The organism is Planococcus sp. CAU13, from assembly GCF_000775575.1.
Classification (GTDB): domain Bacteria; phylum Bacillota; class Bacilli; order Bacillales_A; family Planococcaceae; genus Planococcus.
In genome coordinates, this window is the sequence record NZ_JRGN01000140.1 from 1 (window position 1) to 11,209 (window position 11,209).

The 11,209-nt window shown below is 47.4% G+C and carries 10 protein-coding genes; 8 read left to right on the forward strand and 2 right to left on the reverse strand.

The window, feature by feature from the left end; genetic code table 11:
* Positions 1-38 precede the first annotated feature (38 nt).
* Complete coding sequence (locus tag KW93_RS06000; protein WP_033542080.1) at positions 39-401, reverse strand: DUF2188 domain-containing protein; 363 nt, start codon at positions 399-401, stop codon at positions 39-41.
* Positions 402-510: 109 nt separating this feature from the next.
* On the opposite strand from KW93_RS06000, the gene putP reads away from it, so the two are divergent.
* The 3 genes from putP (at position 511) to hflX (ending at position 4,418) form a co-directional block, all read left to right on the forward strand.
* Positions 511-2,031, forward strand: coding sequence for a sodium/proline symporter PutP (putP, locus tag KW93_RS06005; RefSeq protein ID WP_033542081.1), 1,521 nt, complete (start codon positions 511-513; stop codon positions 2,029-2,031).
* 319 nt (positions 2,032-2,350) lie between these two features.
* Positions 2,351-3,055, forward strand: coding sequence for a VOC family protein (locus KW93_RS06010; protein ID WP_033542082.1), 705 nt, complete (start codon positions 2,351-2,353; stop codon positions 3,053-3,055).
* A 91-nt stretch (positions 3,056-3,146) separates the two neighbouring features.
* A complete protein-coding gene (gene hflX, locus KW93_RS06015; RefSeq protein WP_033542083.1) occupies positions 3,147-4,418 on the forward strand; it encodes a GTPase HflX in 1,272 nt (423 codons plus the stop codon).
* 57 nt (positions 4,419-4,475) lie between these two features.
* Here hflX and KW93_RS06020 read toward each other — a convergent pair whose 3' ends face one another.
* Positions 4,476-6,194: an ABC transporter ATP-binding protein gene (locus tag KW93_RS06020; protein WP_033542084.1), complete on the reverse strand. Its 1,719-nt coding sequence runs from the start codon at positions 6,192-6,194 to the stop codon at positions 4,476-4,478.
* A 199-nt stretch (positions 6,195-6,393) separates the two neighbouring features.
* On the opposite strand from KW93_RS06020, the gene KW93_RS06025 reads away from it, so the two are divergent.
* The 5 genes from KW93_RS06025 (at position 6,394) to KW93_RS06045 (ending at position 11,134) form a co-directional block, all read left to right on the forward strand.
* Positions 6,394-7,248, forward strand: a complete 855-nt coding sequence (locus tag KW93_RS06025; protein ID WP_033542085.1) for a DUF6612 family protein — start codon at positions 6,394-6,396, stop codon at positions 7,246-7,248.
* A 254-nt stretch (positions 7,249-7,502) separates the two neighbouring features.
* The gene (locus KW93_RS06030) at positions 7,503-8,453 is read left to right on the forward strand and encodes an ABC transporter permease (protein WP_033542086.1); all 951 of its coding nucleotides are present in this window, start codon (positions 7,503-7,505) and stop codon (positions 8,451-8,453) included.
* Positions 8,446-9,396, forward strand: a complete 951-nt coding sequence (locus tag KW93_RS06035) for an iron chelate uptake ABC transporter family permease subunit (RefSeq protein WP_033542087.1) — start codon at positions 8,446-8,448, stop codon at positions 9,394-9,396. The genes KW93_RS06030 and KW93_RS06035 overlap by 8 nt, the downstream gene beginning before the upstream one ends.
* Positions 9,393-10,154, forward strand: coding sequence for an iron ABC transporter ATP-binding protein (locus tag KW93_RS06040; protein ID WP_033542088.1), 762 nt, complete (start codon positions 9,393-9,395; stop codon positions 10,152-10,154). Before KW93_RS06035 ends, KW93_RS06040 begins: the two co-directional genes overlap by 4 nt.
* 20 nt (positions 10,155-10,174) lie before the next feature.
* Positions 10,175-11,134, forward strand: a complete 960-nt coding sequence (locus tag KW93_RS06045; protein ID WP_033542089.1) for a siderophore ABC transporter substrate-binding protein — start codon at positions 10,175-10,177, stop codon at positions 11,132-11,134.
* Positions 11,135-11,209: the final 75 nt, after the last annotated feature.

Consider the following 11,209-nt stretch of genomic DNA (forward strand, 5'->3'; position numbering starts at 1 on the left):
AAAAAGAGCTCTTTTTCTTCGCCGGCTTTTTGCCGGTTTTATTCGTATAATTTGTTTTCAAGTTTTCCTTCTTCTGTGTAAATGTGGAGTTCGCCGTTATGCTTATTGACATAGCGTTTGGCATCGCCCATCAGCTCTTCTTTTGTTTCTTCAATGAGAATCGCTTTTTTGCTGTCTTTTTTCTTCAGCTGCCACCCTTCATCATGCGGGCGTATTTCATAAACCGGTTGCTCTTCATCGCCGTGCACACTGGATTTGGCGCGGTCCAGTGCAATCGGAATCGCCCTTCCTTCTTCATAGCCATCGCGCAGCAGAGCGTTGGCGATTTCAATTGCCTTGTTGCGCACATCGGCGTTTAAATTCTTGAATGAATCCGGATAATCGTCTTTAGTCCATGGCACTATAATCGCCTCCTTGCCTCTCAATTCCCCCTTTTAACAGCAAGTAAAACAAAAAAATGCTGGTATCAAAGACTCAGAATGATACAATGGGGTCGAAGGGGGAGATAAGATGTCAGATTTAACGTTTCAGATCATAGCACTTGTTATTTACTTGGTCGCTATGTTATTTATCGGATGGTATGCTTATCGTAAAACCGTCAATTTATCCGATTACATGCTCGGAGGGCGTGGTCTTGGGCCAGGCGTAGCCGCACTTAGTGCAGGGGCATCCGACATGTCAGGCTGGTTGTTAATGGGGCTTCCCGGAATTATATATCTTAACGGTCTGGTGGAAGTCTGGATTGCCATCGGATTGACGATCGGAGCCTATTTGAACTGGTTCTTCGTGGCTCCGCGTTTGCGCGTCTATTCACTGGTCACTAAAGATTCGATTACAATTCCCAGCTTTTTAGAAAATCGCTTGAGAGATTCTTCACGGTTATTACGAATTGTTTCCGGAATTATTATTTTGATCTTTTTCACGTTCTATGTGTCTTCAGGAATGGTGGCAGGAGGAGTATTCTTTGAAAGCTCATTCAATATGAGTTATCAAACAGGTATGCTCGTCGTGGCTGGAGTGGTCGTAGCCTATACATTGTTCGGCGGATTCCTGGCAGTCAGCTACACCGATTTTGTACAAGGGATCATGATGTTCCTGGCGCTGATCGCTGTGCCGACTGTCGGGATTTTCGTTACCGGGGGATTCGGTGAAACTGCAGATAGCATCCGTTCGATTGATCCGGCTTTACTGAACTTCACTACGGGGGCTTCGGCAATCGGCATCATTTCGGCTGTGGCATGGGGGCTGGGATATTTCGGACAGCCGCATATCATTGTCCGTTTTATGGCCATTAAGACTTTGAAAGAAGTCCGGCAGGCCCGTCGCATCGGTATCGGGTGGATGATTCTAAGCCTTCTGGGTGCCACTGCTACAGCCCTTGTAGGGATTGCTTATTTCCAGCAGAATCCAAGTGCAGCGCTGACAGATTCAGAAGCGATCTTTATCACGCTTGGACAGATACTTTTCCATCCATTTATAGCTGGTTTTATGTTGGCTGCTGTATTGGCCGCCATCATGAGCACGATTTCGTCTCAATTGCTGGTAAGTTCTTCGGCGTTGGTGGAAGATCTGTATAAAATTGCTTCTAAAAAGAAAGTTTCTGATGCCATCGTTGTAAATCTTGGCCGTGCCGGCGTTCTATTGGTTGCGATTGTCGCTGCTTGGCTGGCATGGGAAAAAAATCAAACGATCCTTGATCTGGTTGCTTACGCATGGGCAGGATTCGGTGCGGCATTCGGTCCACTGATCCTCCTGGCATTATTCTGGCGCAAGCTCACGAGCATGGGTGCACTTGCAGGTATGATCGTAGGTGCCGCAACCGTCATCATCTGGGATCTGCTTGGCAGGGTCGAAGAAGGGGCAGTTCCAACGCCTAATCAGGAGTTTTTCGGCAGTGTCTACGAGATCATCCCAGGATTCTTCCTTTGTCTATTGGTTGCATGGCTGGTGAGTCTCGTGACTTACAAACCGAATGCAGAGATTGAAACAGAGTTTGATGAAACCGTACGTTTGATCAATGAAGACAAATAAAATAACAAGAAAAAGCTCAACCCTTTCCTTGTGGAAGGGTTGAGCTTTTGTATAGCCAGCTTTTTTATTTCAGTTGCTGCTTGCGCGCTTCCCGTATCTGAACCAATGCGGATTCTGCCATATTTAATGATGGGTATAAAGATGAGGAAAAGGGTAATAATAAATACAGCAAGCAGGTAAAACCGGCCAAAAATGTGGATAAGCAAATTAAGTTTTATATACTGATCTTGTCCAATATAACAGGAAAAAGGGAGATTAGAGATATCTGCAGAAAGCAGGGAGCAGAGGGGAAAAACCTGCGGAAAGGATGAGGAAGTGCATGAAATTCGATCATGTCATTCATTTTATAGGAGAAACTCCGGAACAGGCGGTGCAATTTTGGAGGCAGAAGAGCCGCAATGCCGTTATCGGCGGGCGCCATGAAAAATGGGGCACCCGGAACGCTTTATTGTATGGAAAGGACAGCTATATCGAATGGCTGGCTCTTGAAAACCGGGAAGTTGCCAAAGGGGCTGACCATCCGCTGACGAAACTGCTGCTGCATAATGGGGCTGGGTTCGGTACCGTGTGTTTCCGGACAGATGACATTGCTGAGTTGGAGGAGCGTTTGACGGCTGCAGGTTTTCAGACGAGCGGCGTTCTGGATGGAAGCCGCCGAACGGCTGAAGGAAAACTGATCGAGTGGAAGATGCTGTTCATCGATGAAGAGCCGTCTGCCCGCCTGCCGAATCCATTTTTTATTCAATGGGACGAAAGCGACGAGCAGCGCTGCGAAGGGCTTCGTGACAGCGGGGCAGTGACGCCGGAAAGTGAAGACCTCTTGCTGGAGCGCTGTATTTTTGGCGTAGAGGATACGGAAGAAGCGGAGGCGAGATGGAAACAGCTGCTGGGAGGCAGTCTGCAGCTGCCCAATTGCCTGATTGAGTTCCGGAATCTGCAGGGCCGGCAGGAACGCCTTGAAGAAGTACATTATAAAAATGGCGATCAGCGCATCGAGTTTGAAAAAGGAGTTTATTTCATGTGAGGCCACTTGAATTCAAAGGTCTTCTGTCCCTGTGATAAGATGGAGGGAATAGGAGCGGCATAAATAAATGAGCTGCAAAGGAGAATGTTTAATGGATCAATTGATTGAAAAAGCGGTGCTGGTCGGCGTACAGCTGCAAAAAGATACCCATTTCGCCTACGAAATGGATGAACTGGCAAACCTGGCGGAAGCCTGCAATGTCGAAGTGCTTGGCGAAATCAGCCAGAACCTGGAGCGCATAAATCCCTCCCATTATGTAGGGAAAGGGAAGGTCGAAGAAATCAAAGCGCTTTATGAGGAATTGGATGCAAACCTCATTATATTTAATGATGAACTGTCCCCCTCGCAGATCCGCAATCTCGAAGAAGAGCTGGAATGCAAAGTCATCGACCGGACAATGCTGATTCTGGATATTTTCTCGCGCCGCGCCAAAACGCGTGAAGCGCAGGTGCAGGTTGAACTGGCGCAATTGCAATATATGATGCCAAGGCTGGTAGGCCTTCGCGCATCTCTCGGCAGGCAGGGCGGGAGCAGCGGCGGCGGAGTGGCAAACCGCGGTGCCGGTGAAACGAAACTCGAACTCGACCGCCGGAAAATTGAAGACCAGATTTCCAAGCTCCATAAAGAACTGGAACACATCAAAGATCAGCGCGTGACGCAGCGCAAGCAGCGCACGAAAAAAGGCATGCCTGTCGTATCGCTCGTCGGCTACACGAACGCCGGCAAGTCGACGGTCATGAACGAGTTGCTCAAGAAAACTGGGCAGCAGGAAGAAAAACAGGTTTTCGAAAAAGATATGCTGTTTGCGACGCTCGAAACGTCCGTGCGCCAAATTTCACTGAATGACAATAAAAGCTTCCTTCTCACCGATACGGTAGGATTTGTCAGCAAGCTGCCCCATCATCTGGTGCGTGCATTCCGTTCGACGCTGGAAGAAGCGCGGAATGCCGATCTGCTTCTCCATGTCGTGGATGTTTCCCACGAGGAATACCGTCACATGATGGAAGTCACCAACCGGACGCTGCATGAAGTGGGCGTTGAAGATGTACCGACGCTTTATGTATACAATAAATCCGATCTGGCCGGCATCCCGCATCCGCGGACAAACGGCGATGGTCTCTGGATTTCCGCTAAAAATGACAAAGGGCTGGATGAGCTGCTGGCGATGATCAAGCAGCGCATCTTCTCCAGTTATGTAACCTGCCGAATGGTGATTCCATTCGACCGCGGCGATATCGTCGCTTATTTGAACGATAAAGCCACCATCCGCGAAACGGAATATGAAGAGGAAGGCACGTCTCTGACGGTGGAATTGAGCCGTGCGGATTACGACCGTTATCAGGAGTTTATTGTGGGGAAATAAAATAAATAAAGCGCGGCCGGAGAAATCCCGGCCGCGCTTTTTACTGTTTATTAGTGTTTATTGCTGAAATTGAATTCTGTGCAGATTTGCGAAAATGCCGTTGTGCTCAAGCAATTCGCTGTAGCCGCCCTGTTCCGCGATTCCGTCTTCGGTCACAACGATGACCCGGTCTGCGTCGCGGATCGTCGCCAGTCGGTGGGCGATGATCAGGGTGGTGCGGTTTTCTGCCAGTTCGGCAAGAGCTTCCTGGATGACGCGTTCCGTTTCCGTATCAAGCGCGGACGTCGCTTCATCCAGAATCAGGATCGGCGGATTTTTCAGGAACATGCGCGCAATCGCGAGGCGCTGTTTCTGGCCGCCGGACAATTTCAAACCGCGTTCACCGATCTGGGTCTCGTAGCCGTTCGGCAGTTTGCTGACGAAGTCTTCCAGATGGGCTTTGCGGGCAGCGGCGAAAATTTCCTCATCACTCGAGCCTTGTTTGCCATAGGCGATATTTTCACGGATCGTGCCGGTGAACAGGAAGACATCCTGCTGCACGATGCCGATATGGGAACGCAGCGAATGCTTGGTCATGTCCCGGATATCGATGCCGTCGATGGCAATCGAGCCCTGCTGAATATCGTAAAAGCGCGGAATCAATGAACAGATCGTCGTTTTTCCGGCACCCGATGGTCCGACAAATGCGATCGTTTCGCCTGCCCGCATATTCAGGTCAATGCCATTCAGCACTTTTTTGTGTTCGTCGTAACCGAAATGGACATTATCGAACGTGATATTGCCCTGCAGGCCGCTGACAGGTTTGGCACCTTTTTTATCGACGATATCAGGATCCTGCTCAAGCAGTTCACGGAAACGGCCAAAGCCGGCCATTCCTTTCGGATACAATTCGAGCAGGGCGCTGATTTTGTCGATCGGTTTGATCAGGACATTCAGGAACAGTACGAAACTGACCAGTTCCCCGTAGCTCAATTCGTTCTGGTAATTCAGCCATGCCCCGTAGACAAGAACGATCAATGTCAGGAGACGGGTCATCATATAGATGCTGGAATGCGTTGCAGCCATGACTTTATAGGCCACCAGCTTGGCAATGCGGAAACTGCCGTTGTCTTTCTTGAAACGGTTGATTTCAAATTCTTCATTTGTGAAAGACTGGACAACACGCGCCCCGGAAACACTGTCCTCGACGCGGCCGTTGACGTCGGCGATTTTGCCGTACATATTGCTCCATGCCGAGTTCATCTTGATGTTGCAGTACGTGATCAGCCAGATCAGGAACGGAATGACGATCAGCGTGACAAGCGCCAGTTTCGGATTGATCCAGAACATGATGCCGAATGCGCCGAAGAACGTCATGATGGCAATAAAGAAATCTTCCGGCCCGTGGTGGGCGAGTTCGCCGATATCGAACAGGTCATTCGTAATCCGGCTCATGATATGGCCGGTCTTGACGTTATCGAAGAAGCGGAACGACTGCCGCTGCACGTGCGTGAAAAGTTCTTCCCGCATATCGGTTTCAATATTGATGCCCAGTTTGTGACCGAGATAACTGACGATATATTGAAGGAACGTGCTCAAAAGGAACACAGCCAGCAGCAGGATGCTCACTGTAACAATGGAATTCCATTCGCCGCTTGGGAGAAGATCATCGATGAACCATTGAACGGCCAGCGGAAACGCCAGTTCCAGGATGGCGACGACGACGGCACTTGAGAAATCGATGATGAACAGCCGTTTATGCGGCTTATAGTACTTGAAAAAATGCTTTAAATTCAAAAAAACTCACCTCTTGTGTTTATTGGACAGGCATTGGAATCTCGGCCTGATCGCTGAACTTTTTTTTCTCACATTGAAAAGTATAGTCCATAAATGAAAAATAAACGATTGAAATTTCGGAAATTGAAATAAAAAATGAAACTTCTCCGGAATTGCAGCGTATTATTAATTAATACAGAATCTGGAAAGGGTGAATGATTTGAAAAAATGGACGGCACTAATGGGAGCTGGAGTTCTTGCTGCCACTATGGCAGGATGCGGAGAGACCGCGGAGCCGGCAGACAATACCGATTCTTCTGAAACGAGTGATTTGACATTGGAAGAACTGTTCGCGAAGACGTCAGCGGCATCCGAAGAAGCGAACAGCTTCCATATGGATATGGTGACGAACCAGACGATGGTGATGGGAGCTGCCGAGGGCATGAATATGGACATGAAAATAGATATGTCAATGGACATGACGCTCGACCCGCTGGCATTTTACCAAAAAGGGCAGTCAACTTTTGTTTCTGAAGGTATGGAAGACATGCCCGCGATGGAAACAGAAATGTATTATACGCCTGAAGGCATATACAGCTACGACCCGATGATGGATGCGTGGCTCAAAATGCCTGCCGGGGAAATGGAAGAATTAGAAGCAATGATGGAACAGCAATCAGGGGATCTGTCCGGCCAATTGGAGCAGCTGGAAGCTTTCCAGGACGATTTTACATTTGAGCAATCCGGGGATGAATTCATTCTGACACTGGATGCGGCAGGTGAGGAATACGAAAAACTCATCTCTGAACAAATGGATCAGGTGATGGGTGATATTGATATAAATGCGCAGGAAATTCTAAACGGAATGACGATCAACAGGATCTATTATGAGATTTTCATTGATAAAGAGACGTTATTGCCGAATACAATGAACATCATCATGGATTTTGATATGGAAATGGAAGGCGAATCTGTCAGCATCCTGAGTGATATCCAGGCAGAGTACAGCAACTACAACGGCATCGACGCCATAACTGTTCCGGCTGAAGTGATTGAGAACGCAGAGGAAATTTAAAAGATTCCACTATTATAAGCTGCGCCGTTTGCCGGAACCCCGGTAAACGGTGCAGTTTTTTATTGGCTGAAACCTGGCAATTGTGGCAAAAGAACGACAAATCCTTTGATTCTCATCTAAATGAAAATAATTCTCAGTTATTCGTTGACTCTGGTTGCCAACATGCTATACTAAGAATTGTGAGTCAGTGATAATGATTATCACTGTCATAATCAGTCTATTAAGTTTTTATAGAACACGGATGAGGGTCAGACATGAAAAAACGTTATTTAATACCGGCATTGCTCATACTGTCTGTCATTTCGCTGTTCGTCGGAGTCAGCAGTATCAGTCCTTTGGATCTGCTGGATTTCCAATCAGAAGAAACACAGATTTTCCTGATCAGCCGTCTGCCAAGGCTGGTCGCTATATTGCTGGCGGGTGCAGGAATGAGTATGGCAGGACTGATCATGCAGCAATTGAGCCGCAATAAGTTTGTGTCACCGACCACTGCAGGTACACTTGATGCGACAAGACTTGGAATTCTCGTTTCCATGCTGCTGTTCGCAAATGCGTCCATGATTGAGAAAATGGCCGTAGCGTTCCTGTTTGCTTTGGCGGGTACCTTCCTTTTTATGCAAATTCTCAACCGCATCAAATTCAAAGATGCGATATTCATTCCTTTGGTCGGTTTGATGTTCGGAAATATCCTTTCTTCCATTACTACTTTCTTCGCTTACCGCGCGGATGTCATTCAGAACATGTCCGCCTGGCTGCAGGGGGATTTCGCGATGGTGATGAAGGGAAGTTATGAACTGCTGTATATCAGTGTGCCTGTGTTCATCATCGCTTATCTTTACGCCAACCGCTTTACAGTTGCGGGGATGGGCGAAGATTTTTCCAAGAACCTTGGTCTCAAATACAGGAGCGTCGTCAACATCGGATTGGTGCTTGTGGCATTGATCACTGCAACGGTCGTTTTAACGGTGGGGATTATTCCGTTTCTCGGGCTGATCATCCCGAACATCATCTCGATTTTCAAAGGTGACCACTTACAGAAAACATTGCCGCACACAGCTATGCTTGGAGCCATTTTCCTGCTGCTGTGCGATATCCTGGGAAGAGTTTTGATTTATCCGTATGAAATTTCCATCAGCCTGATGGTCGGAGTCATTGGAAGCTTCATCTTCCTCTTCTTGTTGTTTAGGAGGAAGGCGTATGCGTGATTTACATAAAATGCTCATTCTTGGGGCCCTGGCTCTGGCGGCATGCGGAGTTTATCTTTTCCATGACCTGAACGGAAGTTTTGATTATGCATTGCCGAGACGCGGCATCAAAGTGTTTGCGATGGTGCTGACAGGAATAGCGATCGCTTATGCCACGGTGGTTTTCCAGACCATTACGCATAACCGCATCCTCACTCCGAGCATCATGGGTCTCGATTCACTGTACCTGCTGCTCCAGACTTTGCTGATTTTCTTCCTTGGGTCTGGCCATATCAGCATCATGAACCAGCAGGTGAATTTCATCCTTTCGATAGCGGCCATGGTCGTTTTTGCATTACTGTTCTATCACTTCCTGTTTAAAAAAGGCAATCAGCCAATCTATTTCCTGTTGCTGATCGGCATCATCTTCGGCACATTCTTCGGGAGCATTTCGACTTTCCTGCAAGTGCTGATCGATCCGAATGAATTCCAGATCGTCCAGGACCGGATGTTTGCGAGTTTCAATAATGTCAATTCCGATCTGGTGTGGCTGTCCTTGGTCATCATTGCGCTGCTGATAGCATTTGCCTGGAGGCATAACGCTTCGCTCGATGTGCTGTCACTCGGACGCGACACTGCATTGAATCTGGGTGTGGATTATGACTCGCTTGTAAGGTATATGCTGATTCTTTCAGCAGTCTTGATTGCCATCGCTACAGCACTTGTTGGTCCGATTACATTCTTCGGACTGATTGTGGCCAACTTATCCTATCAATTCTTCAAATCATATAAGCATTCGGTGCTTCTTACCGGAGCCATTGTCATCAGCATCATCGCCCTGGTCGGCGGACAATGGGTGGTGGAAAGGTTTTTCACTTTCAATACAACGTTGAGTGTCATCATCAACTTCATCGGTGGAGTTTACTTCATCTATCTGTTATTAAAGGAGAGTCGGGCTAAATGATACAGGTACGCGAATTGTCCAAGCTTTACGGAAAAAAACAAGTCGTAGAAAATGTCAGCGTCGATATACGCCGGGGGCAGATTACGTCTTTCATCGGACCGAACGGCGCAGGGAAATCCACGCTTTTATCGATGGTCAGCCGCCTTCTGGATGCGGATACCGGTGAAGTACTGATTGATTCGACCAATACGAAAAAAATGAAATCCAATGATTTGGCTAAAAGAGTATCGATTTTGAAACAGTCGAACTTCATGAACGTCCGCCTCACGATTCGTGAGCTGGTATCATTCGGCCGCTTCCCGTATTCAAAAGGGCGACTGAATGGTGAAGACGAGAAAATGGTGGACCAGGCAATCGAATACATGGATTTGAAAGAAATGGAGCATTCCTATCTGGATGAACTTTCCGGCGGTCAGCGCCAGCGCGCGTTTATTGCCATGGTCATTGCCCAGGATACAGATTATGTGCTGCTCGATGAACCGCTGAATAACCTGGACATGAAGCATTCTGTTCAAATCATGAAAATTCTGCGCCGCCTCGTTGATGAACTTGGCAAGACGGTTATCATCGTATTGCATGACATCAACTTCGCTTCGGTCTATTCAGACCGGATTGTCGCACTCAAAAACGGCCGTGTCGTAAAAGATGGGCCGACGGAAGAAATTATCCAAAGTGCAGCACTGAAAGAAATCTATGATATGGATATTCCGATACAGATGATGGATAATTGCCGGATCTGTGTATACTTTAATTCTTAAAAAAGAGGAGCACGAAGAAGATGAAAAAATGGTTATTGATCGCATTCACATTAATGATGGTGGCATTCCTTGCAGCGTGCGGAGCGGATGAAGAAGCAGCGGATTCAAAAACAGCAGCAGCCGATACAAAAGAAGAGCAGGCTGAAACTGTAACAGTCACTCACGAACTCGGCGAAACGACTTTTGACAAAAACCCTGAAAAAGTGGTCGTATTCGACTTCGGTATTCTTGACTCGATGGATAAACTGGGCATCGAAACAGTCGCGGGTGTGCCACAGGGCAATATTCCAGGCTACCTTGAGAAGTATGCTGACGCTGATAAATACGTGAACGCAGGTACGCTGAAAGAAGCGGACTTTGAAGCGATCCACGCGATGAAACCGGACCTGATCATCATTTCTGGACGCCAGGCTTCGATGTACGAAGAATTCAACGATATTGCACCAACGATTCATCTGGGTGTGGATACAACGAAATACATGGAATCTTTCCAGAGCAATATGACAACGCTTGGTGAAATCTTCGGAAAAGAAGATGAAGTGGCAGAAGAATTGGCTGCAATTCAAACACAGATCGAAGATGTTAAAGCAAGTGCGACTGACGAAAAAGCATTGATCGTTTTAGCCAATGAAGGCAAAGTTAGTGCATACGGAGCAGCTTCACGTTTTGGAATCATCCATGATGTATTCGGCGTACAGCAGGCTGACGAAGGCATTGAAGTTTCCACTCATGGGCAAAGCATTTCATTTGAATACATTCTGGAAACAAATCCGGACATGATTTTTGTCATCGACCGCAATGCGGCAGTTGGAACAGATGCAAGTGCCAAAGATTCTCTTGAAAATGAACTGGTGCAGAAAACAACTGCATACCAGGAAGGCAAAATCATCTATCTTGATCCGGATTACTGGTACCTGTCAGGCGGCGGACTGCAATCTGTCAGCCAGATGGCCGCAGACATCCAATCAGCATTCGAATAAAACAAAAGGCGAACCGAATTTTCGGTTCGCTTTTTGTTTATTGAGAAAAATCGATATTCCGCAAAACAGCTTCGC

Excerpts from the sequence above, each read along its gene's own strand:
- KW93_RS06010 (WP_033542082.1), top strand. The coding sequence starts at position 2,351 with ATGAAATTCGATCATGTCATTCATTTTATAGGAGAAACTCCGGAACAG.
- hflX (WP_033542083.1), top strand. The coding sequence starts at position 3,147 with ATGGATCAATTGATTGAAAAAGCGGTGCTGGTCGGCGTACAGCTGCAA.
- KW93_RS06045 (WP_033542089.1), top strand. The coding sequence starts at position 10,175 with ATGAAAAAATGGTTATTGATCGCATTCACATTAATGATGGTGGCATTC.
- KW93_RS06030 (WP_033542086.1), top strand. The coding sequence starts at position 7,503 with ATGAAAAAACGTTATTTAATACCGGCATTGCTCATACTGTCTGTCATT.
- KW93_RS06040 (WP_033542088.1), top strand. The coding sequence starts at position 9,393 with ATGATACAGGTACGCGAATTGTCCAAGCTTTACGGAAAAAAACAAGTC.
- putP (WP_033542081.1), top strand. The coding sequence starts at position 511 with ATGTCAGATTTAACGTTTCAGATCATAGCACTTGTTATTTACTTGGTC.
- KW93_RS06035 (WP_033542087.1), top strand. The coding sequence starts at position 8,446 with ATGCGTGATTTACATAAAATGCTCATTCTTGGGGCCCTGGCTCTGGCG.